Below are 23181 nucleotides of genomic sequence, written 5' to 3'. Positions count from 1 at the left end.
ATGGCCGAAAAAACCGAAAACGCCACTCCGCAAAAGCTACGGGAATCCCGGCGCAAGGGCCAGGTGGGGCAAAGCCAGGATATACCTAAGCTTTTTATCTGCGTGGGCCTGCTGGAAACCCTGTTTGCCACGGCGGTAAACGGCATGCAGCGCCTGGAGGCGATGATGATCCTGCCTCTGCAACGGTTGGGCGATCCGTTTGAGCACGCGGCCAGGGAGGTGGCGCTAAACGCCGCGCTGGCGCTACTTTATTTTTGCGGTACCGCATGCGCGCTGATTTTGGTGTTACGCATCCTGGGCGGCTGGGTACAGTTCGGCCCGCTATTCGCCACCGAGGCGCTGACGCCGAAATTTGACGCGCTGAACCCGGTCGCGCACCTGAAAAATATGTTTTCCGCGCGCCAGCTTACCCAACTGCTCGGCAGCCTGCTGAAGGCGGCGGCGGTCAGCGTGGTGATCTATCTGGCCGTTAAACCGGATCTGGCGGCCCTGGCCCGGCTGGCGTTCGGCAGCCTGGATGATTTCTGGCTGGAATTCCTGGCGTTGTTTACCCGGCTGTCCCGCCTGACGCTGGGGGTGCTGCTGGTATTAAGCGCGATTGATTTTGGCGTGCAAAAATACTTTTTCCTCAAGCAGCAGCGTATGAGCCACGAGGATATACGCAATGAATATAAGCAAAACGAGGGCGATCCCCACATGAAGGGGCATCGTCGGCAGATGGCGCAAAATATCCTCAACGAGCAACCCAAATCCGCGCGCCCGATTAATTTGCAGGAGGCGGATGTACTGCTGGTGAATCCGACGCACTATGCCGTCGGGTTATATTATCGTCCCGGCGATACCCCGCTGCCGCGCGTGGTATTTAAAACCGACGGCTACCGGGCGCGGGAATTAATCGATCGGGCGCAGCGAATCCCCATGCCGGTGATTCGTTTTATCTGGCTGACCCGCACCCTGTACCGCACGGTGGACGAAGGCCAATATATCCCGCGCGAAACGCTCAAGGCGGTGGCGCAGGTCTATCGGGTATTACGCGAGCTGGAGGAGCAGCAGCTGGACGCTATTATCGAAATAGATGAATAACCGCGTTGAAACCGTTATTTCCCCAAGAATAGTTATTTCTCACTGCAACTAAATGGCCCGGCTTGCCACTCAATAGCGAGGGATGCCGTTAGGCACCACCACGGCATCCGGCGTCAAGACGCTCGACGTCTTATATCCTGATTTTATATTCGCGCTTTTTGCCTTATCGCCGAGGCGATAACCACTGGCGCCATTAAATACCATGAGGATTATCCATGACATCCCCTATCCATAAGGGCAGTACCAGCGCATTCCAGCCTCCCCATGAAGCCATTCATCCCGGGACCTCCGACCGGCCGCAGTTGCGTCCACGCCAGGGAGCCGCCACGTCGGGCGCCAGCGGCAGCGGACCGGCCGATACCCTAGGCTCGGGCCGTGCCGCCGGCGCGGGCGCGGTGCGGGCAATGAGCGCGGACGAAACCCGCCACGCCGACATCAAAACCTATGTTACCGGCGTATTTAGTCCATACCGCAACGGTGAAAACAGAGCGGAAATCGACGATCTGATCAATACCCGGACGGAAAGCCTTTTCGCCCTGGGGCATAACCGCGAGCAGATAGAAGGCAATCTGGACGTTAAGGCGAAAGGATTGGATGAACTGACCGCCGTCAGCTCCGGGGCATTGTCGGCGACGCCTTTTATTATCTCGCCGTCGGTGGCGCCTAAAGTGCTTGAAACGCTGTCAAAAGTGCTGGATCTCTCTTCGCCGCCCTCGGTACAGGTCGCCGGCGCGGTGGGCGGCGCCACGGCGATGGTATTAAAAGCCGTCGGCGACAAGCTGTTTGAAAAAGCGAACAAGGATACGTTATGGCGGGTGCCTGACGAAGCCCATCTCAGCGGCGCGATGAAAAAAATCCATAGCGATAATCAAGGCGTGCATCAAAATGCGCTTAACTCGATACTCGGCGGGCTGGGGTATACCGGGCGCAACCTGGGCCAGGCGCTGTTTTCCATGGCGGGCAACGACAAGGTCAACGCGGCCTGGAACGCCATGGGGAACTGGCTCGCGGGGGGCGCCGGCGCAAAAATCGTGCAGGTTCACGACAATCATCGGGGCGCCGTCGGGGGCGCCTGGCTGCTGGCGCGCGATGATTGGGAACAACGCTATAAAAGCCTGGACTCTACCGCGCGCCAGGATCAGCTGATTAAAGGCGGCATCAGCCGTACCGGCGATATCCTCGCGGGGGTGGTTAATCTTAAAACCTGGGCGGAGGGGGTGGGCAACGCCGCGACGCCGAAAGGCATTGCCGACGCGGTGATCCTGGCGGCCGGGGTGGCCGGCTCATCAACCATCACCGACCTGGTGGCGAAAAGGATGGAAAACTCCGCGCCGGCGCTGCAGGCCCTGACCAGCGGACTGGCCAATACCTCGGTGGCGTGGATGGCCTATGCCGCCCAGGGCGCGGGCGGCACCTACGTCAAGGCCATTGCGGAAGCCCTGGATAAATTAACCGAACACGCAATTACCAGCGGCGCGGACGCTATCGGGCAAAGGGCCAACCAGGGCGTGACCGCCGGTATCAGCGGGGCTGCCCGGGGGTATAACGCCACGGTAAGCGGCGTGCAGGCTACCGGGCGCGCTATCGCCAATGCGCCGCATAATATTAACGAGGGCGTAAGGGCGGCCGGCAGGAATATAGCCGAGAGTACGGCGCCCGCGCGCCATATGATCGCTGACGTGACACATAACGCCATTGACGCCGTGGGTGGATTTTTTGAAGGTAGCGGCCGGATGGTCGGCGGGGCGGCCGTGCGCGCGAGCAACGCTATCCGGGGCCAGCAGCCCCGCCCGGGGGCCGAGCGGGATATCCCGCTGGTGGAACGGCGCGGCACCGCGGCAACCACGGCAACCACGGCAACCACGGCAACCACGGCGACCGCCGCCACCACGGATACCACCGATACCCTGGGGCCGCAGGCTCACCCCGCTACCCATATCTAATGTTATAAGGATCCTTACCGGCGCGCCAGGGCGCGCCGGTAATCCCCGCGGGCCAATCAATCCAGCCGCGCCAGGGCCAGCATCCGCATAATCCCCTCGCGATAATCAATGTCCGTTGCCTCCTCCTGCGGCCGGTAAAACACCGCCAGGGTGGCGGGGGCCTCCACGCCGACATAAAAACCGTCGTAGCGCGCCGGTTCCTGGTAACGATCGGTCAGCATCTGGCGCAGCAGATCCCACAAATGGGCATAGCCGTCGATGCGCAGCGTCAGCACCGGCCTGGCCGGGAAGGCGCAGGCGAGAATGATATCCGGCCGGTAGCGCCACCGGCATGCCTGGCGCCGCCCGATGGCCTGTAGAAACGCCGGCAGGGTGTCAACGTCCATTATTCGTTCACCGACAGGCGGGTATAATCCCACGCGCCGTTGCGCAGGTCGGGCTGCCACCACACGCTCAGGCTATGCGGGTCCGAGACCGGGCGGCAGCTGATATCGTTGCAACCGGCCATTTCCGGCCGGGCGCAGGCGCTTAACAACGCGGCCAGCGCGGACAGCATGATGATGCGGTACATTGGGGGTCCCTCTCAGCGTGGTGATGGTAGTTGGCGGCCGCCGGCGTCGGTTGCCGACAGCAGCGACGCGCGCGCGGGCGATGACGGAATGCCGTCGTCCCAGGCGACATACACTTCGGTGGATTCGCCGGGCGCCAGCTCGGAATGGGGCCAGGCGGCCACCGCCAGCGTGCGGGCACCGCGGCAGGACGCCTCGTCAAAGCGGGCGGTTTGCCGGCCGGTATTGGTGATAACCCCCGCCGTCAGGCGCAGGCTGTTGTTGTGATACCACTGGTGGCGGTTGCCGCTGCGAAACGTCAGCGGAATAGCGCATAGCGAGCTCAGCGCCGGCCCGCTGGCATTGGTCTCCATGCCCGCCGGCACGCGATTTTCCACCAGATCGCGCATCGCGCTTTCTATCAGGCGCTTGGTGTCGCCGGACTGGTGGCGGCGGCCGATATCGCGCAGGGTATCGCTCACCTGGTTACGGTTTTCCGCGTCGACATAGCGCGATGGGTCGACCTGATCGCCGACCAGATGGGGGGTGATGATAAACAGGCGCTCGCGCTGGGAGATGGTGCGGTTATTGGCGCTGAACAGTTTGCCGATAAACGGGATCCGGCCCAGGATCGGCACGCGCCGCTCATCGTCGCCGCTGTGTTTGGTATGGAAGCCGCCCATTACCAGCGAACGGCTCTCCTGCACCAGCGCCTGGGTGCTGATCACGCCGTTCTGCGTGCCGGTGGCGGTATTGTTTTCATCGGTATTAAGCTTGCCGTCCTCCACGTCGACCATCAGCTGGATGGCGGGTCGGGTCGCCGCGCCGGCAATCGATCGGGGCGTCACGCGCAGGCTGGTGCCCGCCGTGACCGATTGGATGTCCGCCACGCGTTCGCCCACCGCCTTGATAAACGCCGTATCGCTGAAATCGATGACGGCGGGCTGATTTTCCAGGGTCAGCACCGACGGATTGGCGATAATGGCCGCGGTGCCTTCGCCCTCCAGCGCCTGGATATCGGCGAAGAAACGCTGGAAATCGGTGACGAATAACGTGCTGTTGCCGGTGAGCATACTGGCGCCGCCGGTCACATTGCCGGCCTGACCGGACCAGTTGCTGGACAGACGGGCCAGCTGGCTGCGGTCGATATCCACGATAATCGCGTCTATTTCCACCAGCTTTTGCGGCACGTCAATACTTGAGACCAGCGATTGGTAATCCGCCCGCAGCTTTTTATCGTCGCGTACCAGCAGGATATTATTGCGCACGTCCGCCGAGACCTTGCCGGCGAGCCGGTCGCCGGTGGGACCGGCCGTCGCCGCGCTGCCCTGGCGGGTATAGCGGCGCAGCATCTGGTCCATGATGCCTTTGCTCTGCGCCTGGGCCTCGCCGGCCATGGCGTTCTGGCCGCCCTGGTTGTCCTGCCCGCCGCCCACGCCGCCCTGCTGGCCCAGCAGTTCATTTAATATGCTGGCCACGCCGGGCACCACCAGCGTTTGATCGCGGTATTTAATGGTGCGGTCGGCCACATCGGCGTAACGCAAAGGAAACGCCATCATCATTTTATTGGTATCCTCGGCCGGTTCCGGCTCGGATTTTTTGCTGAAATCGGCAATCAAATCCACGTATTGCCGCGGTCCGGTGACCAGCACCGCGCCGTCGTCCGGCAGTTCGCCCCAGCCAAAACGCGATTCCAGCAAGCCCACGCCTTCCAGCGCCTGCTTGAGGTCCGCGGTGTCCTGGCCGATTTTCAGTCGTCGGGAAACTTGTTCGGACTGCGGGCTGACATACAGGGTGTTGTTATACACAAACCACTGGAGACGGTATTCCAGCGCCAGCCGGTTGAGGAACGCCTCGGCATTGTCGGCGCGCAGGCGACCGCTTACCGGTGTTTGCGCCAGATGGACGGCGTTGATATCGACGCCGTGGCTGCCGGCAAAATCCCGCAGGATACCCTGTAGCGGGGTATTGTCGGCGGAATAGGCGTAGGCGCCGTCCTTCCACTCTTCCGGGGTCGCGGCGCGCGCCGTGGGCACGCCGGCGCAAAGCAGCATCAGCAACGGCAGGAGCCTGCGCGCAGGCAGGATCCGGTTTGGCGAACGGTCAGGCGATACGGACACGCTGTTCTCCTTGGAAAATAAAACGATTTCAGTCAGTAACGGGTTTTTAACACCCGCCGCAGGATGTCCTGCCAGGCTTCGCATTGGTTGACCAGGGTTTCCATCAGGCCCAGGGCGTACCGGCCGTTGTCCCGCGGCAGCGATGCAATCAGACACAGGCAGTGGATTTCATCATGCAGCGACAGCGCGCCGGCGCGGGGGTAACGGGAGAGCGCCGGCCCGGTGAGGTGCAGCGCGGCCTGGATAACCCGATCGTCCACCGGGCGATCCAGGGTCAGCCGGGTAACGCAAAAAAAACCGCCCGCGCGGCGCAACAGGCTGAGCGGCACGGCGTCGACGGTGATATCCAACTGCGGATCGCCGCGGGCGAACCAGGCGTCGATAACCGACGCCAGTTCAGTTGATGGCATTAATAATGGCCTTGCTGATGCCATATTTATATTGCGTATACTGCGAGTTGGCCCAGTTGGCGTTGGCGACGTCCTGCAAGGCGAAGTTAAACGCGTACATATCGCCGATATCATAGGGCTGGCCGGCGTCCTGCTGGGCGACGCTGGCCATGCTGTTTTGCGTGCTGACCACTTCCTGGATTAAACGGCGCTGAATGGGATCGGAACTCATTTCGGGTACTCCTCAGTAAACGGGGTACTATTGAGTAACCTGGGCGCCTCGCCGGTTCCCTGCGCGGATAAATTTTCCCGCGCCGTAACCGGGGGCGTAGGGAATGTCCCGCCGCCGCCCGGCAGCCGGGCCAGCAATTGTCCCCAGTCCAGGGACAGTTCGCCGTGCTGCGTCACCAGCAGCACGGACTGGAGGTCCTGGCGCGCACGGGTCTTAAGCCGCCAGTCAAGGTGGGGCCGCGCCGCCAGCCATGCCCTGGCCGATGCCTGCTGGTCCGGATGGCACCACAGCGTGGCCTGCTCCGCGTCGCCCTGCGCCCGCAGCAGTTGATGCAGCAAGGCGTGCAGCCGTTCCCCGGCCGGCAGCGCGCCGCCCAGTTGTGCCAGGGCCTGGCCCAGCAAGAGTTCGGCGCGGGGCAACAGCGCCTCTTGCCACTCCCGGCGCTGGCGCTGCCAGTCCAGCAGCAGGGCGTCGGCTTGTTGCAAAAACGCCTGCTGGCGTTCGGCAACGGCGGCCTGGGTTTGCGCGCGCGCTTCATCCCGCGCGTCCGCTAACAGCGCGTCGGCCTGCGAGCGCGCCTGCCGTATGATGTCGTCGGCCTGTTGACTCGCCTGCGCCAGGATATCCAGCGCCCGCAGATGTCCGGCCAGTTGCCCGGCGCGCAGCAGCGGCCCGGCCCCGGCCAGCGCGCCGGCGGGCAGCGCGATCTTTTTAACTATCCACATGGTGGGGCTCCCCTGGTTGCTGGCTTTGCCAGATCGCCGCCGCCCACAGGGCGCGTAGCCGGCCCATGGGCAACGGCCGCATGGGCATCCGTTCCGCCCGTTCGACCTCGCCGGGTGGAAATTGCAGCCGCAGGCGCGGCCAGCTGGCGGGGGTGGCCGCGCGCAGCAGGAACAGGCCCGCCGTCCGCGCGCTTATCGCCGGCTCTTCCGGCAGCCAGCCTTCGGGGCGCAGCGCTTTTGCCAGGCGGCGGCACCCTATTTTTCGCGCCGGGCCAAGCCGGGACCCCGCGCCCTGCGGCGCGCAGGTTTCGGCCGCCAGCGCCAGCGCCGTGCCGAGCTCATCCGCCGACAGCGCCGACAGCGCCAGGACCAGGTGTTCGGGCGGCCCCGGCAGCGCATTCCGGCTGATGCCGCAAGCCGGCCCGATCTCCAGAGCATGATAACGTCCCAGCCTGGCCTGCAGATCCGGGGAATAAGCAAAAAAGGCGGCGCCGCGCCAGCCGGGATCGGCGCGTTGCCAGCAGGCCCGGCTCCACCATGCCAGCCATTGCAGCTGCGCCGCGCGATCATCCCGGGAGGGCAGGGCGTCGGACATGGTTATTTACCCGCCGCCGCGGGCTTGGCGGGTTTTTTCCTGCCCGGCCGGAATAATACAATCCCAAGGCCCGTCAGCAGCAGCGCGACCATGGCGCCCGCCAGCCATTTCACCAGCGAATACTGCCCGGGCGTCAGTTGAAACGGTCCCAGCCTGACCTGTTCGATGCGATCCTCGTAGGTCTGAGCCGGCACAAAAACAATTGCCAGATCCTTGTCGCTCTTGCCCGACAGCCCTGGAATGCTGGTGGCAACCAGACGGCGGATCCTGGGTTCGATGCTGTCCGGATCCAGGGTGTCGTGATATTTGATAAACACCGATGCCGAGGCGGGCTGCACCGGCTCGCCGGGGGCAATGCGTTCGGGCAGGACCACATGCACCCGGGCGACCACCACGCCGTCAATCTGCGCCAGGGTGGATTCCACTTCCTGGGACAGGGCATAGATATAACGCGCCCGCTCCTCCATGGGACTGGAGATCACGCCGCTTTTCTGGAAAACCTCGCCGAGATTGGTGCGCGCTTTACGCGGCAGGCCGGCGGAGTTAAGTATTTGTACGCTGCGCTCAATATCATTGGCGTCAATGGTAATAGCCACGCCGGTTTTTTCGATCTGTTTTTGCACCGCGATATGATGCTGGTTAAGCGCCGCGATAATATCGTTGGCGTCGTTTTCCGCCAGTCCGCTAAATAACACGCTGTTGTCGCCACAGCCGGCAAGTAACGCCAGCAGTGCCAGCGGGGCCAGGAATTTCCGCACCAGGACCGTTATCATCATGATTATTGCAGGTTGGTCAGTTTATCGATGCTTTGTACCGCCTTGGACACGATCTTGGCATTCATCAAGGTTTCCACATAGGCATCCGATAAGGATTCCGTCGCCTGGTTCAGAACCAGGATATTGGTGGATCGCGACGCTTTTTGCAGGTCGTCGAAGGCATTTTTCCTGCGCTGCCCGCCGCGTTTCAGGGCGGCGGCCAGTTCCGGGATAAACCCCTGCGCCGACGGCGCGCCGGTGGAGGAATCAGCGCGGTTCAGCTCGGCGGCGAACCACTGGATATCGGCCTGTCCGGGCTGATGCGGCAGGCCGGCGTCGCCGGTAATCGCCGGCGGCGTGGCCGTTTGCGGTATTTCGGTCATTTTCATAATGGCGGGTTTTCTGGTGATAATGCGGATGAGAGCGGCGGGCATAATAAATCGAGCGCCCGCCTGACGTTATTTATCAACTGCGTAAAGGCGATATTAACTGCCGAAGTTGATTTTTTGCGAAGCGGCGGCGCTGGCACCCTGGGTCATGGTGTCGCTGAACTGTTTCACTTTGTTCATATCGCGCTGCAGTTTCATATTATCAATGCTGTCCTGGCGCATGCCGGACATAATATCCTGCATTTGCGATTCCGCGCTGGCATTGCTTACGCCGGTCTCCACTGTATTTACTGCATTGGACGCCGAGGTGATTGCGCTGGACGCTGTGCCGCTGACTGAACCTGCCATAATTAACTCCTTTTGCTTTGGATGGGAAATAAATTCGCTAACCTTCGCTAGTTAAGTGGTAATAGCGAACCTTGGGTTCCAGGCAAAAAGATTTTTTTTATAAACAACGGGCCGGATTGATAATGGCGCCGTTTTATCCGGCGGCGGGGTCACCGTGATTTAATTCAACCGACGATATTCAGTGATTTAAGCCGGTGATACAGCGTGCGCCGGGGAATGCCTAATTCATTGACCACCTCGTCAATGCGGTGTCCATGCCGATGCAAACATTCTTTAATCAGGCTGCGTTCAATTTGCCGCATGCGTTCTTTTAATAAGGTGGTGCCGCGCTCCGGCTGCGCCTCGAGGCAGAGCGGCGGCAGGCCCAGGACAAACCGCACGGCCGCCGCTTTTAACTCACGGATATTCCCCGGCCAGCTGTGCAGCAGCAGCGCCTGATCGAGCGCGGGCGGGCAGGGGGGCAGCACCATCTGCAGGCGCAGCGCGGCCTCCTGGGTGAAATGACGGAACATGGGAATGATCAGATCGGCGTGGGAGCGCACGGTGGGGGTTTCGATTTTTATCGTCGACAGGCGGAAAAAAAGATCGCAACGAAAACTGCCTTGTTCCATCAGCTCCTGCAGGGGTTTTTGCGACGCGGCGATAACCCGGAAATTGAGCGCGACCTGACGCGTGCTGCCGAGCCGCTGAATGGATCGGGTTTCCAGCACCCGCAGCAGTTTTGCCTGCAGCGTGAGCGGCATGCTGTCGATTTCATCCAGAAACAGCACGCCGCCGTCGGCGGACTCGACGTAGCCGGCGCGCGAATGACTGGCGCCGGTATAGGCGCCCGACATCACGCCGAACAGCTCGCTTTCCGCCAGGTTCTCGGGTATGGCCGCGCAGTTGACCGGCACCAGCGGGCCGCGGCAGGTGGATAACTGGTAAATACGGCGGGCCAGGGTATCTTTGCCGGTGCCGGTTTCGCCCTCGAGCAGCACATCGACCTTAAGAGGGGCCAGGGTATGGACCATCTGGCTCAGGTGGGCATGAATATCAATATACCCCGGGTCGCGGGTATCGGGGGCATGCGCGGGTTTTGCCGTGGCGAATGGCGTGCCGGGATGGCCGGCGACGGCAATCTTGGCGCGGCCGCCCGGCTTTGACTCATGTTTCATGACCATGCTTTCTCCTGTAACTTCAATAAGCATTTGTAAACCCCAATGCAGCTTAAAAGCCCCCTTCAAACGAAATTATGTTTATTGTTTTGATTACTATGCGCAGGATTTTTTTGCGCCATTGATAAGCGCCCTTGATGGCACTATCCATCATGTCATAGCAAAGCGGCTATCAGTTTCATCTGAAGTTGAGGTGAGGAAATAGGATATTTTTGTAGGAATTTGCCTACATTTAAGCGTTTTTAACTGCAAAATCATCATCAAAACCAACGTAAAAAAATCTTTGCAATGAAAGCATTTAGTAAATTTATTTTTACCAAGTGTGTATTTTTGCAACGGCGCATGGAACCCGCCTTCGCTCCCGGCCACCTACCTGATGAGTACGGAATCGACCCGGCACGCGATGGTTTGGCCATTAACCGTGGACCTCCGCCCCGGGTCGTCGGCAAATATCAATCGGGAGCAAAAAAAATGAGTTTATCAATCGGCGGCAATGCCGCGGGCGCCATCGGGGCATTGGTGGGGCGGGAAGGAACGGCGGCCCGCGCTTTAACGGGCGCCGCGCCGGAGCCGGGCCAGGAGAGCGGCCTGGCGCGGCAGGCAAACGGCATAACCGGCGTCTCGCGCGGCGCGGCGCTGGCCGATCGGGCGTCGGCGGTGGCGCAGGAAGGCGTGGCCAATAACCGGGATCAGGGGGCGCAATCGCTTGGCAAGTTGTCTCAACTGCTGCAAAGCCTGATGGAGATGCTGCAACAGCTTAAAAGCACAATCGGCGGCTCGGGAACCGGCGACGGCGCGGGACAGGGCGATCGGTGCGGGCAGGGAAACGCCGCGCAGGGCTCGCAGCCGGGGAATAACGGCATTTTGAACCAGTTGCAGGCGTTGTTGCAAAAACTGCTCGGCGGGCAGTCCACCGCCGGGGACGGCGATGCCGCCACCCAGCAGCCGCAGTCCCAGGGCAGCGTTGCCGGCGCCGGCAACGCCGATGCTGGCGACAATTCCCTCACCGGCCTGCTTAACCAACTGATGACCATGCTGAAGAAACTCACCGGTCAAGCCGACGACGGGTCTTCATCCACCCCTTCGTCCGATAGCGCCCCGGCGCAGCAGTCGTCGCCGCAGTCGCAACAAGAGCAGGGCGGCGGGCTGATGGCGAAACTGGGCAGCGCATTGCAGATGATGGGGCTGGGCGCGCTGTTATCGGCGTTGCAGGGCGGCCAGGGCAAATAGCGCGGGAGCACATGATGGCGGTAAGATTACCTGATGGCGGCGCTGCACCGCCGGCGAGTCCGGGGAAAACCGGCTTGTCCTCAACTGCCGCGCCGGGTCCGGCAGCCACCGCGCCCACGGGCGGCGCCAAGCCCGGGGCGGAACGGATGTTGACGTTCGGCGCCGCGAACGATCCGCATGCCGATGGGGCGCCGGGCAATACCGCGGTGGGGTATGCGGGTATGCCGTCGTTATCCGGTGCCGGTAACCTGGACAACCTGGCGGGCGTAGCTTCTTTCCGCGGGAGTGGGGATATGTCGCGCGGGGTGGAGGATGACGGCGCGGCGCGGCAAAGCAACCTGGCGGCGCTGATAGGCCAATATGTCGGCCGGCTATTGGCGCAGCTGTTGTCCCGGTCCGGCCAGGGATCCTCCGGTGGTGAAACCACCGGCGCGGCGTCGCCGCCGCTACCGGCGGCGACGTTATCCTGCTCCGGGGGCGATGCGTGCCCGGCAGCCGCGGAGAGCGGCGGAGCGGTTGGGCAGATCGGCGCCGGCGCGGCGACGACGCGCGCCAGTGAGAAGAATGTAAGCATCGCGCCGACCGATGAGAACCTACGCGGCAGGCCGCCGGGGGATAACCGTTCGGCCGACCAGATCATTAACGAGAACGACGTGCTGAAAAACCTGGGCAACCAAAAGGATATCAAGGTCGACCAGCTTAAGGCGCGCTTTGGCGACTGGACAGCGGGTAATAAGGATGCGGAAAGCCGCGCCGATGCCGCTTATAATATGGCGAAGGTGCTGAACAGTATCAAGGCGTTGAGAAATCGTGAGGACGGCGATCGTGGCAAGGTGCATACCAACGGCAAGATTGAGGGTATTACCAAAAGCGGCGACGCGCGTCACGGCACCGAGGCCGGGGTATTGAAGGATATTGCCGAGCAGGGGCTGTCGGCTTTGCCGCAGAACGGGCAACTGCCGGATACCAAGGATACCCATGTGCGGCTTGACGGCACCAATAAGGATAACTTCCAGTGGGCGATGGGCCGGATTGGCGATTTCCTGTCCCATATTCCCATACTTAAATCCATTGCCGCGCCGTTCTTCAATAATATCGGCGAAGCGAGGAACCTGGGCGAGGTGTTCTCCGGCGGCCTGAAGGGGCTGGCGCAAGGAGCGTTAAGCGTCAGCCGTGGGCCGGTAGGATGGGCGATGACGGCGGTGACGGATACCGCCCAAATCGTGGTGGAGGAAGTGGCTGACGAAAAGAAGAAAAAAGCGCAATCCTGACGCAAGCTCCCTTAACACGCCGGGTTTGAACACGGGAGTTAGCGGGCCTGCCGTGCCGTGGGACCTTGAGTTGGATGTGCTGGTAGCGGGAAGCGCGCCGCCAGGCGCGCTCCTTGCTTGTTAAGGGGCCGGCTGCGGCGCCGGGGCGCTGTCCGTATTTTTGCAGCCCGTCAACGCGCCGCAGTAGGCGTCAAGCAGCTTGAGCGTGACGCCGTTGGTCCAGCCGAAGCCGTCCTGAAGCGCATATTCGCCGCCGCCGCCGCCCCCCAGTCCTTCGCCTTCAACCACATACTTCTCCACCAGCTTTCGCTGCGCGTCATACAGCTTTTGCACGTTCTGCAAAAAGCGCGTGCCGATGGACTGCGCCAGGGCGTCCTGGCCATAATTATGCAACCCCTGCACCGCTACCCACTGCAGCGGCGCCCAGCCGTTGGGAGCATCCCACTGCTGCCCCGTATTGACGGTGGTGGTGGCTAATCCGCCCTCCTTGAGCAGTTGTTCGCGTACCGCGTGCGCGGTGCTGACCGCGCGCTCGCGGGGCGCGATATGCACAAACAGCGGGAATACCGTGGCGGCGGTAATCGGACCGCTGGTTTTTTTCAGCCGCCAGTCATAGTCGGTGTAATAACCGTCCCGCGGGTTCCATAACACGCGATTAATGGCCTGGCGGCGTTCATCGGCCGACCGGGCGTAGCGCTCCCCATCCCGCGGCGCCCTTGCCGCCCTGCTGGCGCGGGCCAGAGTTTGCTCCAGATGGTAGAGCAGGGCGTTGAGATCCACCGGGATAATGTCGGTGGTATGGATAGTGGCGAGATCCTGGGGATCGGTTAACCAGCGGGAGCTGAAATCCCAGCCGGATGCCGCGCCGGCGCGCAGGTCGCGATACACGTCCGCCGCCGGGCGGTTTTTCGCCTTGGCGGCGGTGGTGATATCTTCCATATAGGATTCGGTGCGCGGCACGTCGCGATCGTCCCAATAGCGGTTCAGCAGGCTGCCGTCGTCCAGGCGCACCAGACGTTCGCCGGCCGCGCCTTTCGCCAGGCCGTCGGCGCCGCGCATCCAGTAGTCATACTCCTTTTTCAGCTGTGGCAGGTAACGGGCGTAGGCCGCCTCGCCTTCATGGGTCGCCAGCAATTCAACCATAAACGAGAAAAAAGGCGGCTGGGAGCGGCTCAGGTAATAGCTGCGGTTGCCATTGGGGATATGACCGTAGGTCTCGATCTCATGGGCGAAATTATCGGTCATGTTTTTCACCAGCCGCCAGTTGCCGCTTTCGGCCAGGCCCAGCATGGTAAAATAGCTGTCCCAATAATAAATTTCCCGGAAGCGTCCGCCGGGCACCACGTAACTTTGCGGCAGCGGCAGTAGTGAATCATAGGGCTGTACGCTGTCGGTTTTGCGGGTCAGCACCGGCCAGAGTCCGTCGATGTGCTGCCGCAGGGTTTGTCCGGCAGGCGGATGGTAGGGTTTGCCTTCCGTGGGCAGGATAAAGTGGGTGTCGACAAAACGCTTGAGATCGAAACCGGCCTGGGCGCGCTGTTGTTGGTATTGCGCGAGGATCGTGGCCGGATTTTCGCGCGGCACGGCATCGGCAAAGGTTTTCTGATCCGGGAAAATCTTGGCCTGCTGCACCGCCTCGAACAGCGGCCCAAACAAAATATCGGGCGGCTGCGGCGCGGCCGCCAGCACCAGGGGGCCGGACGCGGCCTGCGCTGGCGCGGCTACGGCGGTAACGGCGGGTCCGCTTGCGATCGCCAGCACTACGGCCAACAGCATGTTCCTTAATCGACCAGAATAAGGCACCAGCATGGGTATCTCCTTTTTATCTATAGACGCGCCTTCGTCGAGGTACTGAACATGGCGCTTGACGGCATGGATATGCCATTGAATCCGCAAGGTTTAGCGATTTTAGCCGCATTTCCCGCTGGTGAGGATATATTTGGCTGGAAATGAGGGCTGGTTCAAACTATTGGTTAAGTTAGGATTTTCGCCAGTACATAAATTATTAAAATATAAAATAACAGAATGAAGAAATTATTAAGCAATCGTTACTGCTTCAATATATATAAATACAATCACTATTTATTTTAATAATAAGAGTGAATAAATGATTATTATTGGGGGGGCGGGCGGGAATAGGCGAGGCGGCGGACCGCTCCAGTCATTACATGCCTGGAGCGGTCCGCAAGCGAGGATCAGAACGTCGTCGGCAACGGGGTCGGGCCGGGTTTAAGCGTGACGGGCTCTTGGCCGGCGCGGAATAATACCGCGTCATAAGGCCCGGCCAGCCGCGTTTGCCCGTGGTCGACTTCCAGCCAGTCGCCTTCCGGCAGGCCGATAACGGTCATTTCCGGACGGGCGCGCAGCAGTTCCGCCAGGCGCTGGTTACGGGTTTCACCCTGGTGTCCGGCGGGCAGCTGATTGGTATAGTGGGGATTGATCTGGAAATCCACCAGCCCCAGCGACTCAAAACCGCCGGGATCCACGATCGGCATATCATTGGTGGTGCAGATGGTGGGACAGGCCAGGTTAGCTCCTGCGCTCCAACCGATATAGGCCGCGCCGCCGCGCACACGGCCGGCGATAGCGGACAGCAGGCCGCGCTCACGGCAGCATTTCAGCAAATTGAAGGTATTGCCGCCGCCGACGATAATCACCTCGGCCCGACCCACCGCGTCCACGGCATTGTCCAGCGTATGCACGCCCTGCAGCTCGACGCCCAGCGGGGCCATGGCCTGGCGGACCCTGGCGGTATAATCGTCCCAGGGAACGGTTACGCCGGCAAAGGGCACGAACAGCGCCTTGCGGCGATCTTTCAACAGCGCGCGCATCGGGTCGACGGCATGGTCAAGATATCCGTTGCCGGGCAGCACTGAATTACTCAATAACAGCAGTTCCATAAATACACTCCTTAACAAAACCATGGCGGCCACGCCGCATGTGGCGTGGCCGCCATGCGATAAAAATAACGGCGGCGCGGTCGCGACCGAAGCGGCCGCCATGCGGCAACCGCTACAGCAGGGCGGCCAGCAGGCGGGCCAGCAGGGCGTTCGATAATATTACCGGCAGCCCCGTGGCTTCACGCACTATCCGGCGATGATGTTCGGTATAGCCCATGCAGTCCATGACAATCACGTCGGCCCGCTGCGCCTTGAGTTCCAGTGCGGCGGCGGTTAGCTGCGCCGCGGAGCTGCCGTAGGGCGACGCGGCGGCATACACCGGCGGACGCGCCAGGGCTCGCCATTTGGCGCCCTCGCTCGCCATCTGCTCGGGCAGCGGCACCAGGATGCCGGCCTGGCGCTCCACCGTCAGCGCCGTCACCACCGGCGGCACCAGCAGGTCGGGCTCCATCAGCCACGCGCGTTTGCAGCCCAGGCCATGGAATTCACCGGTGCACAGCAGCGCGATGGTCCGGCAGCCCAGTTGTTCAAGCTGGTCAAGCTTGGCCTGCACCGCCTCGCGCACCGCGCTTTTCCCCAGGATGACGGCGCTGCCGTCCAGCAGGCGGGTAGTCAGCACCGCCTCGCCGGGCAGCACCGGGAAGCGGCGGGCGATAGTGTCGCGATCCAGGCCGTCCAGCACCCCCATATGGATGCATTCAACCCCGGCGGGCAGGTGCTCCTCCAGGATGGGGGTGATATCGGCGCGCGGCGCCTGGCCGATGGTCAGGGTACCCAGTAATGATGCGGACATAATCACCTCGTTTATCGACGTTGCTGTAAATGGGCCAGGGAACCATAAAGCTCCAGCAGACGGTCGTATTCGGTTTTATCATAAAAACTGCAGGTCGCGCGGGTAAATTCCTTGGCTACTTCCACAGCGAATTTGGCGGTGGCGGCAATATCAATTTCATGGCTGGCGCCGGTACCGCAGCCCGGCACCGCGCTTTGCGCGCAAATGGCCACGCCCACCACCGGGGCGTCGGTGGCAATCGACGGTTGTAAAATGCTGTTCAGATGGAACACGCCGTTGCCATAAGGGGTAATATCCTGGGTGGTGATGGGAAAGGTCACCGGCAGCTGTCCGCTGGTCATTTCCATAATGCGCAGCAGATCTTCCGCGACCCGCAGAATATACCCCTGCTTGACGGTGGGCGACAGGGCAAATCCCTTGTGGTTGATAATACGGTTGCCCTTGGTGGTGTCGATGGACAGCACCGCGTCCATCTCCGGCAACACTTCCTGCGCGTTCATATCCTCGGTTTCCACCGGCGAATCCATAAAATCCACCGGCTCGTGCGGCCGGGTCGGCGCATCGGGACAAATATGGGTGGTGATGATCACATCGCCGGGCAGGCTATCGCCCTGGGTTTGCATATGCGCCAGCTTGACGGCGGCGGCAATGGCGGCAACGGCGCCGTCGGCGTCCGAGACCAGGCCGACACGGGTAGGCCGCGCGCCGATGCCGCCCAACCGCCCGACAATGCCCAGCGTCGGGGCCGTGCCGCCGCCGCGTTTACCATCGGTGCCGGGGATGACGACCTTGACAAAATCGGTCTTGCCCTTGGGACCGCTGATTTCGGTGATGCTGACCTGCGCCGCCGGATAGCCGGCCAGCAGTTGCGCCACGGTCTGTCCGCTGGCAAAGGCGGAGTCAAAGGCTTCGAATACGTGCAGGGTCTGTAATAAAGTCATAAATATCTCTCAAATAATTGTCAGGTTAATCTGTGTGACAGGGCGCCGCGGCTGGCGGCGCCGCCGTTATTTACCGCTTTTGCCGGCAAATACCGAATTAAAAAAGCTAAACAGCGCGTCGCCGGCAATCAGCCCCGCCGCGAAAATTTCCAGCTGGTTGCGCCGTTTTTCTCCGCCCAGGCGCAGCACCAGCAGGCGTATCGCGATGCCGATCAATACCGCCCAGCCGGCCAGCGGATTGGCAATCAGCAGGCCGGTGGCCAGCAGCACGCCCAGCTGGCGCGAAGAACCGCCGATCCATTGGATAAGCGCGCCCGGCACCGCCCATATCAGCAGGGATTTGGCAATATCGGGGGAAACGCCGGCCTGGATGGTGGCGGCATAGACTTTGGCCACCGGCGGCACCAGCCCCTGGGCGAAGTAGCCCCGGTAGCTGAGGTAGACCACCGGAATGGCGATGACAAAGGCAATCATGGCGGCGAACAGCTGCTGGCGCCGCCCTTCAAGCTCAAAAGCGATATCGGCGTTGTTGCCGCGCAGGATAAACCCGGCTTTTAAATCGTACCCCATATCGGCGAACGCCGGTCCGGTCGCCACCGAAAAACCGCACAGCATCACCAGCGCCACCGGCGGGAAGCCGATCATAATGCCGATGATCAGGGTGATAAGCGCCACGGCGAACGCCGGGAACCAGCCGGAATGCATGGCCGCCAGGCCGACAATCAATTCATGGATAAAGGCGGCAAAGGCGGCGTAGACAATAAACGCCAGCAGCATGCCCACCGGCATCTCGGCGTACAGCCCGCCGCCGAGCGCAATCAGCGCGGCAATGAGGATATAACCCACCGCGCCCAGCCCAAGGGAGCCGAGGATATGGCGGCGATCGGCTTCGGCCGCGCTCAGGTCGGCGGCCGTGCAGCTGGCGATATCGAGTTTTTTACCCCGGATCATGGCGATCACCTGGCACAGCGCCACCAGCCCGGCGCCGATCATCATGCCGTGGGGGATATAGTTCTTATTAATATCGAAACCGGTTATCGGCACGCTATAACCGCGGATCAGCAGGCCGATGCCGAACATCGACAGCGCCCAGATATTGCCGATAAACGCCGTGCCCAGCGCCGCCATGGGAAATTTAAACCAGGAGCCTATCGCCCCCAGCGCCAGGCCGGCGCCGAGAATGCCCGCCTGCTGGCCGCCCCGATCGCCGGCCTTGATGGATTCCGCCGCGGCGACGCCGGGAGGCCAGGCGCCGGTGGCCGGAAAGACCGTGGTGTTAAACATCCGGTATAACAAATAGCCGTCCAGCAGCATCGCCAGGGACACGCCGATAAACATCGGCAGCACCAGATCCGGCCGGCCGAAGATATAAGGAATGCCGATAGGCAGCAGCAGGCTGTTGGCGGCGCCGAAGGTGGCCGAGGAAATGGCGCTTTGCGCCAGGTTCTGGATATGAATGGAGCGGAAACGTTTGAACAGCTGCAACGGCACCCTGGCGATAATCATTGCCACCAGGGCGCCGATAATCGAGGTATTGGGCGTAACGCCAAGCGTGGTCAGCAGCTGGATGCCGATGACCGCGCCGAATATGCTAAGTACCGTCAGGAACAGCAAGGTGCCCGGGTTAAAACTGCTGGGGTGCTGAGGATGTGACATAAATAACTCCTGGAAAATGAAACAAAACAGACCGATACGGATTAACCGGGATAGGTAGCGCGGGCATTAGCGAAACCAGTAGGGATCGCCAATCTTCTTGCCGATTTGCGTGGCCGCCGTGCATAACAGCCGGGCCAGGCGCTGGATCTCAGCGTCGTCCGCCATCGAGGCCGGAAAGGTGAGGCAAAACGCCACGGTTTCGCCGCTGTGGGGATCGCCTACCGCGCAGCTCACCGACGCCGCGCCGGCCACCGCCTCATTGACCGCCGATGCCCAATGGCAGCGGCGCACGCCCGCCAGCTGTTCCATCAGTTGGGTGAAATGCATCGGCAGGTCGTTGGCGGGCGAAAGCGCGGCGCGAAACTGGGCATCCAGCTGGGTATCCGGCAGCCTGGCCAGCAGCGCGCGGCCGGTGGACGTGCCCCAGGCCGGCGAACGCGATCCCGCGTTCCTGATCACCCGCAGCGCGTGAACGCCCGGTATGACGCGCAGCACCAGCACATCGCTGCCGTCAAGCACCGACAAATAGCCGGTGTGGCCGGTTAGCCTGCACAGATCGCGCAGCGCCTGCTCGATCAGATCCGTCAGCGAGGAGTTGCGCCGCACCAGATGGGTAACCTCCAGCAGCATCAGGCCGGGCTGGTAGGCCAGCGAGCTGGCGTCGCGATCTAAAAAGCCCGCTTCCGCCAGCTGCTTGAGCACCCTGGAAGCGGTGCTTTTGGGAAACTGCAGGTGTTCGACCAGGTCGGTCACCGTCACGCCGCGTTTCAGGGTGCTCATCAGGCGTAAAATCGCGGCGGTGCTGTTCAGTATGCTCATGCTGATCTCATAAAATGGAACTCGGTTCCGTTATAGTGGTTTATTAAGCAAATGGCGTGCCAGTGCCGCTAATAGTTAATGGCACGGAAACGGCACTGATAAGTAAGGCTATATTTCCGGGAGAGACGGCGGGTGAATAAGAAAAAAATATTTTTTTGCACTAAATGGGTGCCATTGCACTAAAATAAGGCATATTACCCGTTCGCCGGGCCGTTATTTGCCCGCCGATCGGGCGCCGCCCATGATGGCCTGGTACAGGCCCTGGAGGCGATCCATGGACTTGATGGACACCTGCGGCGCCGCCGAGGCCAGCGACAGGATGATCATCTCCAGGCATACCAGCACCGTGCCGTGCAGCGGCACCTTGCCGCCTTCGCCGCCGCGCGGCACCAGGATGACGGTATGCGCCTCGCGGGCAAACTGCGAACCGCCGGCCCAGGTCAGCAATATTACCGGCACGCCCAGGCGCCTGGCTTCGCGCAGGGTAGCCCGCCCTTCGCGGTGCGCGTTGTTTTGCGCCATCATGATCAGCACATCGCCGCGCTTGATGGCGATTAGCTGCTCCGCCAGGGCCACGCCGGTGCGGTTCAGCGGATAGGCGGGCGTGCCTATGCGGTTAAGCAGGCGCGCGGCATAGTCGGCCAGCAGGCTGGAGGCGCCGATGCCGAAGACGCCGACCCGGCCGGCGGCCATCAACAGTTCGACTGCCTGCGCCATGGCCAGGCGGTTGTCCTTTTCAGCCAAGACGTCACAACCGCGCCGGTGACCCTCAATGACGAAATCAATACTGGAGTCGACATCATAGGAGAGGGTCCGCACCGTGGTGGTCAGCTTTTGCGCCGAGGAGAGCACCGGGCCATGGAGGTTTTCCAGCGTGCGTTTGAGATCCCGCAGGCCGGCGAATCCCAGCGCCTGGATGGCGCGCACCACGGTAGCGTCCGAGGTTTGCGTGGCGGCGGCGATTTCCAGCGCGGTATTCTCCATGATCACCTGGCGGTGCTGGTTTATATAGCTGGCCACGGCGTGCAGGCGCGGCGATAACAGGTGCTCGCGGCTGCGGAAACGATCGCCAAACAGATCGGCCGGTAATTTTTTATAACGGGCTTTCGAGTGCATAAACCAGTCTCCTGTCGTATGGCGCCGCTGCGAGCGCCACCCTGTTGGGCTAACTATCCCCGATCCGTCGCCGTCGCAGGTACAGCAGCAGCCCGGTAATAAAAAACATCGGCAGGCCAAGGCTTGCCAGGGCGAACAATATCCGTCCCGCCAGGCCGAACGCCATGCCGGTATGGATGGGATCCATATTGTTTATTATCCAGGGGCCTGGTTTCAGGGCGGCGTAGGGCGTGAAGCGCCTTATCGCCAGGCTGCGGCCGTCAAGGATCAGGTCATCGCCGGCGCGGTCATGGGCGGCGTGGCGCGGCAGCACGCGGATATGGATATCGCGCCCCGGCGGCGGCAAAAAAATCAGCGCCGATTGATAATTATCGCCATAACGTTGCCGCGCCACCCGCCACGCCGCGTCCCAGTCAACCGGCGGGGCGTCCGGCGCGGCGGCTTTTTTCGACCGGACGGGCGCTTCATGATTAAGCGGACCGTCGGACAGCAGCCAGGTCAGTCCCTGCCGGTAGCTGTCATACGACCACCACAGGCCGGAACAGGCGATCGCCAGATAGACCGCCGCCAGCCAGGTGCCGAACACCCGGTGCAGCATGCGGTAAAGATCCTTGCCGCGCAGACGGAAATCGGGCCGCAGCCAGTCCTTCAGCGTGCGGGTGCCCTGGCCCAGGCGCAAATACAGCCCCGACAGCGCAAAAAATACCAGGCCCAGCGCGCCGGCGCCGGTGATGGCATGGCCGATGCCGCCTTTGTTGCCGCCCGGCGCCAAATAGCGGTGCAGGTTGCGCACCGTCGCGAAAAACGCCGCGCCGGTGGCCTCTCCGCGCAGTTGCCCGCCGTAGGGATCGACCCATATCCGGTGGTTGCGCCCGCCCTCCGGGCGCAAAAAGGCCGCGGTCCAGGCGCGGTCCGGCGCCTGTTCCACCTGTATCGACAGCAGCCTGTCGCCGGGCCGTTGTTTCATCACCCGGTCGATCAGCATGCCCAGCGGCAGCGCGGCGGCGTTTGCCGGCGCCGTCACCCTGGCCTGCGGACTGGATGCGAACATGATGTCATCCTCGAAGCTCATCACGGCGCCGCTTAAGCCCATAAACGACAGGAAGGCGCCGAGGGCGAGGCCAAGCCACCAGTGCAACCGGTAGAAGACGCGCGCGCGGGTGGGCGACGCCCCGGGCGCGTTCCCGGATACCGTCATGGCTTCGGCGCGGGCAGAGGACGGCCGGACAGGTGGGATTGCACCAGGGAAACCATCAGGTTAAGCGAGGCAAAGGAGTTGGAGATGGTCTCCTCGCGCGGCAGCACGATGTACCGTCCCTCCCGGCAGGCCTTGAGGAAGTCGCAATAGCGCGGCATCACTTTGTTCATCTCGTCTATTTCATCCTGCGGTTTGCCTCCCGCGTCGGAGCGGTAGGTATCAAAGATAAAGTCGGCGTCCAGCTCCGGCAGCCGTTCGGCGCTGACATCGATCCTGTCGCCCTCCCGGATGCCGTCGACGATCGGCGGAAAGCGGAACCCGGCGTCGCGCAGCACCCGCCCCAGGGCGCGGTAGGTGTGATGCACGGTGATTTTGCCTTTATTGGCCTGCACCACCGAGACGGTGATGCCCCGGGTATCCATCACCTGCCGCAGCGCGTTGATCTGCTGCTGGTAACGGTTTTCCAGGATGGCCAGCCGGGGCCGGCTGCCGGTCAGTACGGCCAGCCTGGCGTAGATGCGCGGCGCGCCGCCGATCAGATGATCGATACTGACGGTCGGCGCGATTTTCTCCAGCTGTTCGATAGGCACATTGCGGCTTGGCTCGGTGATAATCAGGTCCGGTTTGGCGGCGACAATGGCTTCGATATCGATATCGGCGGTGCCGATAAAGGCAATCGACGAGTTATCGAAATCGACGCCGGTCAAAATGCCGCTTGAGCGCAGGTAGTGCGAACCGTCGGCGCGGGTGCGCCCATGGCTGGCTATGGGCGGCACGCCGAGCTCGATCAGCGGAATGGTGATATCCAGATCGTGCAGCGACACGATGCGCCGGGGATGCAGCGGCACCCGTACCGAACGGCCCAGATCGTCTTTGAATTCCTGGGTTTGCGGCGCATCGGCGGCCGGCGCCGGCGGCGGGGCGGCCAGCATTAACATGACTAACAGGAGCACATTGCGCATATCCACGATCT

Annotated in this window: 24 protein-coding genes; 4 read left to right on the top strand and 20 right to left on the bottom strand. The window is 62.0% G+C overall.

What is annotated here, in order from left to right:
• On the top strand, positions 1-1083 hold the full coding sequence (gene sctU, locus GRH90_RS11570; RefSeq protein ID WP_162366097.1) for a type III secretion system export apparatus subunit SctU: 1083 nt from the start codon (positions 1-3) through the stop codon (positions 1081-1083).
• Between the two features lie 215 nt (positions 1084-1298).
• On the top strand, positions 1299-3026 hold the full coding sequence (locus tag GRH90_RS11565) for a hypothetical protein (RefSeq protein WP_162365942.1): 1728 nt from the start codon (positions 1299-1301) through the stop codon (positions 3024-3026).
• A gap of 56 nt (positions 3027-3082) precedes the next feature.
• On the opposite strand, the gene GRH90_RS11560 is transcribed toward GRH90_RS11565, so the two are convergent.
• The 11 genes from GRH90_RS11560 to GRH90_RS11510 all read right to left on the bottom strand — a co-directional run bounded on the left by GRH90_RS11560 (position 3083) and on the right by GRH90_RS11510 (position 10290).
• The gene (locus GRH90_RS11560; protein WP_162366096.1) at positions 3083-3412 is read right to left on the bottom strand and encodes a hypothetical protein; all 330 of its coding nucleotides are present in this window, start codon (positions 3410-3412) and stop codon (positions 3083-3085) included.
• Positions 3412-3597, bottom strand: coding sequence for an HrpT family type III secretion system protein (gene hrpT / locus GRH90_RS11555; RefSeq protein WP_162366095.1), 186 nt, complete (start codon positions 3595-3597; stop codon positions 3412-3414). Before hrpT ends, GRH90_RS11560 begins: the two co-directional genes overlap by 1 nt.
• A 12-nt stretch (positions 3598-3609) precedes the next feature.
• Entirely contained in the window at positions 3610-5628 is a 2019-nt protein-coding gene (sctC, locus tag GRH90_RS11550) for a type III secretion system outer membrane ring subunit SctC (protein ID WP_162366198.1), read from the bottom strand.
• Between the two features lie 98 nt (positions 5629-5726).
• On the bottom strand, positions 5727-6104 hold the full coding sequence (locus tag GRH90_RS11545) for a hypothetical protein (RefSeq protein WP_162366094.1): 378 nt from the start codon (positions 6102-6104) through the stop codon (positions 5727-5729).
• Positions 6091-6315, bottom strand: a complete 225-nt coding sequence (locus tag GRH90_RS11540; protein ID WP_162366093.1) for an HrpF protein — start codon at positions 6313-6315, stop codon at positions 6091-6093. Before GRH90_RS11540 ends, GRH90_RS11545 begins: the two co-directional genes overlap by 14 nt.
• Positions 6312-7040: a type III secretion system stator protein SctL gene (gene sctL / locus GRH90_RS11535; RefSeq protein WP_162366092.1), complete on the bottom strand. Its 729-nt coding sequence runs from the start codon at positions 7038-7040 to the stop codon at positions 6312-6314. Before sctL ends, GRH90_RS11540 begins: the two co-directional genes overlap by 4 nt.
• A complete protein-coding gene (locus GRH90_RS11530) occupies positions 7027-7635 on the bottom strand; it encodes a serine kinase (RefSeq protein ID WP_162366091.1) in 609 nt (202 codons plus the stop codon). The genes sctL and GRH90_RS11530 overlap by 14 nt, the downstream gene beginning before the upstream one ends.
• Before the next feature lie 2 nt (positions 7636-7637).
• Positions 7638-8408 carry a type III secretion system inner membrane ring lipoprotein SctJ gene (gene sctJ / locus GRH90_RS11525; protein WP_162366197.1) on the bottom strand — a complete coding sequence of 257 codons (771 nt, stop codon included), beginning with the start codon at positions 8406-8408 and terminating at the stop codon, positions 7638-7640.
• Positions 8409-8413: 5 nt separating this feature from the next.
• Positions 8414-8779, bottom strand: a complete 366-nt coding sequence (locus GRH90_RS11520; RefSeq protein ID WP_162366090.1) for an EscF/YscF/HrpA family type III secretion system needle major subunit — start codon at positions 8777-8779, stop codon at positions 8414-8416.
• A 96-nt stretch (positions 8780-8875) separates the two neighbouring features.
• On the bottom strand, positions 8876-9127 hold the full coding sequence (locus GRH90_RS11515) for a hypothetical protein (RefSeq protein WP_162366089.1): 252 nt from the start codon (positions 9125-9127) through the stop codon (positions 8876-8878).
• A 164-nt stretch (positions 9128-9291) separates the two neighbouring features.
• Positions 9292-10290 carry a sigma 54-interacting transcriptional regulator gene (locus tag GRH90_RS11510; protein ID WP_376766071.1) on the bottom strand — a complete coding sequence of 333 codons (999 nt, stop codon included), beginning with the start codon at positions 10288-10290 and terminating at the stop codon, positions 9292-9294.
• Between the two features lie 465 nt (positions 10291-10755).
• Between GRH90_RS11510 and GRH90_RS11505 the strand changes: the two genes are divergently transcribed.
• Both GRH90_RS11505 and GRH90_RS25910 read left to right on the top strand, forming a co-directional pair.
• Positions 10756-11514, top strand: coding sequence for a hypothetical protein (locus tag GRH90_RS11505; protein ID WP_162366087.1), 759 nt, complete (start codon positions 10756-10758; stop codon positions 11512-11514).
• 74 nt (positions 11515-11588) lie between these two features.
• Positions 11589-12785: a hypothetical protein gene (locus GRH90_RS25910; RefSeq protein ID WP_178113120.1), complete on the top strand. Its 1197-nt coding sequence runs from the start codon at positions 11589-11591 to the stop codon at positions 12783-12785.
• A gap of 120 nt (positions 12786-12905) precedes the next feature.
• Here the strand turns inward: GRH90_RS25910 and treA are convergent, their stop codons facing one another.
• The 9 genes from treA to GRH90_RS11455 form a co-directional block, all read right to left on the bottom strand.
• Positions 12906-14594, bottom strand: a complete 1689-nt coding sequence (gene treA / locus GRH90_RS11495) for an alpha,alpha-trehalase TreA (protein WP_162366086.1) — start codon at positions 14592-14594, stop codon at positions 12906-12908.
• A gap of 386 nt (positions 14595-14980) precedes the next feature.
• Entirely contained in the window at positions 14981-15685 is a 705-nt protein-coding gene (pepE, locus tag GRH90_RS11490) for a dipeptidase PepE (RefSeq protein ID WP_162366085.1), read from the bottom strand.
• A 112-nt stretch (positions 15686-15797) separates the two neighbouring features.
• Entirely contained in the window at positions 15798-16478 is a 681-nt protein-coding gene (locus GRH90_RS11485) for an AroM family protein (RefSeq protein WP_162366084.1), read from the bottom strand.
• Between the two features lie 11 nt (positions 16479-16489).
• The gene (locus tag GRH90_RS11480; RefSeq protein WP_162366083.1) at positions 16490-17419 is read right to left on the bottom strand and encodes a DUF1177 domain-containing protein; all 930 of its coding nucleotides are present in this window, start codon (positions 17417-17419) and stop codon (positions 16490-16492) included.
• 66 nt (positions 17420-17485) lie between these two features.
• A complete protein-coding gene (locus GRH90_RS11475) occupies positions 17486-19075 on the bottom strand; it encodes an OPT/YSL family transporter (protein ID WP_162366082.1) in 1590 nt (529 codons plus the stop codon).
• Between the two features lie 66 nt (positions 19076-19141).
• Positions 19142-19894, bottom strand: coding sequence for an IclR family transcriptional regulator (locus GRH90_RS11470; protein WP_162366081.1), 753 nt, complete (start codon positions 19892-19894; stop codon positions 19142-19144).
• A 213-nt stretch (positions 19895-20107) separates the two neighbouring features.
• Positions 20108-21010, bottom strand: a complete 903-nt coding sequence (locus tag GRH90_RS11465) for a MurR/RpiR family transcriptional regulator (protein ID WP_162366080.1) — start codon at positions 21008-21010, stop codon at positions 20108-20110.
• A gap of 49 nt (positions 21011-21059) precedes the next feature.
• Positions 21060-22208: a PepSY-associated TM helix domain-containing protein gene (locus GRH90_RS11460; protein ID WP_162366079.1), complete on the bottom strand. Its 1149-nt coding sequence runs from the start codon at positions 22206-22208 to the stop codon at positions 21060-21062.
• Positions 22205-23170 carry an ABC transporter substrate-binding protein gene (locus tag GRH90_RS11455; protein ID WP_162366078.1) on the bottom strand — a complete coding sequence of 322 codons (966 nt, stop codon included), beginning with the start codon at positions 23168-23170 and terminating at the stop codon, positions 22205-22207. Before GRH90_RS11455 ends, GRH90_RS11460 begins: the two co-directional genes overlap by 4 nt.
• Positions 23171-23181: the final 11 nt, after the last annotated feature.

This window comes from Acerihabitans arboris, assembly GCF_010131535.1.
In the GTDB taxonomy this organism is placed as follows: Bacteria; Pseudomonadota; Gammaproteobacteria; order Enterobacterales; family Enterobacteriaceae; genus Acerihabitans; species Acerihabitans arboris.
The sequence above is the reverse complement of the archived record's forward strand: the minus strand, read 5'-3'. Positions and strand labels throughout refer to the sequence as shown.

Excerpts from the sequence above, each read along its gene's own strand:
- sctU (WP_162366097.1), top strand. The coding sequence starts at position 1 with ATGGCCGAAAAAACCGAAAACGCCACTCCGCAAAAGCTACGGGAATCC.
- GRH90_RS11565 (WP_162365942.1), top strand. The coding sequence starts at position 1,299 with ATGACATCCCCTATCCATAAGGGCAGTACCAGCGCATTCCAGCCTCCC.
- GRH90_RS11560 (WP_162366096.1), bottom strand. The coding sequence starts at position 3,412 with ATGGACGTTGACACCCTGCCGGCGTTTCTACAGGCCATCGGGCGGCGC.
- hrpT (WP_162366095.1), bottom strand. The coding sequence starts at position 3,597 with ATGTACCGCATCATCATGCTGTCCGCGCTGGCCGCGTTGTTAAGCGCC.
- sctC (WP_162366198.1), bottom strand. The coding sequence starts at position 5,628 with ATGCTGCTTTGCGCCGGCGTGCCCACGGCGCGCGCCGCGACCCCGGAA.
- GRH90_RS11545 (WP_162366094.1), bottom strand. The coding sequence starts at position 6,104 with ATGCCATCAACTGAACTGGCGTCGGTTATCGACGCCTGGTTCGCCCGC.
- GRH90_RS11540 (WP_162366093.1), bottom strand. The coding sequence starts at position 6,315 with ATGAGTTCCGATCCCATTCAGCGCCGTTTAATCCAGGAAGTGGTCAGC.
- sctL (WP_162366092.1), bottom strand. The coding sequence starts at position 7,040 with ATGTGGATAGTTAAAAAGATCGCGCTGCCCGCCGGCGCGCTGGCCGGG.
- GRH90_RS11530 (WP_162366091.1), bottom strand. The coding sequence starts at position 7,635 with ATGTCCGACGCCCTGCCCTCCCGGGATGATCGCGCGGCGCAGCTGCAA.
- sctJ (WP_162366197.1), bottom strand. The coding sequence starts at position 8,408 with ATGATAACGGTCCTGGTGCGGAAATTCCTGGCCCCGCTGGCACTGCTG.
- GRH90_RS11520 (WP_162366090.1), bottom strand. The coding sequence starts at position 8,779 with ATGAAAATGACCGAAATACCGCAAACGGCCACGCCGCCGGCGATTACC.
- GRH90_RS11515 (WP_162366089.1), bottom strand. The coding sequence starts at position 9,127 with ATGGCAGGTTCAGTCAGCGGCACAGCGTCCAGCGCAATCACCTCGGCG.
- GRH90_RS11510 (WP_376766071.1), bottom strand. The coding sequence starts at position 10,290 with ATGGTCATGAAACATGAGTCAAAGCCGGGCGGCCGCGCCAAGATTGCC.
- GRH90_RS11505 (WP_162366087.1), top strand. The coding sequence starts at position 10,756 with ATGAGTTTATCAATCGGCGGCAATGCCGCGGGCGCCATCGGGGCATTG.
- treA (WP_162366086.1), bottom strand. The coding sequence starts at position 14,594 with ATGCTGGTGCCTTATTCTGGTCGATTAAGGAACATGCTGTTGGCCGTA.
- pepE (WP_162366085.1), bottom strand. The coding sequence starts at position 15,685 with ATGGAACTGCTGTTATTGAGTAATTCAGTGCTGCCCGGCAACGGATAT.
- GRH90_RS11485 (WP_162366084.1), bottom strand. The coding sequence starts at position 16,478 with ATGTCCGCATCATTACTGGGTACCCTGACCATCGGCCAGGCGCCGCGC.
- GRH90_RS11480 (WP_162366083.1), bottom strand. The coding sequence starts at position 17,419 with ATGACTTTATTACAGACCCTGCACGTATTCGAAGCCTTTGACTCCGCC.
- GRH90_RS11475 (WP_162366082.1), bottom strand. The coding sequence starts at position 19,075 with ATGTCACATCCTCAGCACCCCAGCAGTTTTAACCCGGGCACCTTGCTG.
- GRH90_RS11470 (WP_162366081.1), bottom strand. The coding sequence starts at position 19,894 with ATGAGCATACTGAACAGCACCGCCGCGATTTTACGCCTGATGAGCACC.
- GRH90_RS11465 (WP_162366080.1), bottom strand. The coding sequence starts at position 21,010 with ATGCACTCGAAAGCCCGTTATAAAAAATTACCGGCCGATCTGTTTGGC.
- GRH90_RS11460 (WP_162366079.1), bottom strand. The coding sequence starts at position 22,208 with ATGACGGTATCCGGGAACGCGCCCGGGGCGTCGCCCACCCGCGCGCGC.
- GRH90_RS11455 (WP_162366078.1), bottom strand. The coding sequence starts at position 23,170 with ATGCGCAATGTGCTCCTGTTAGTCATGTTAATGCTGGCCGCCCCGCCG.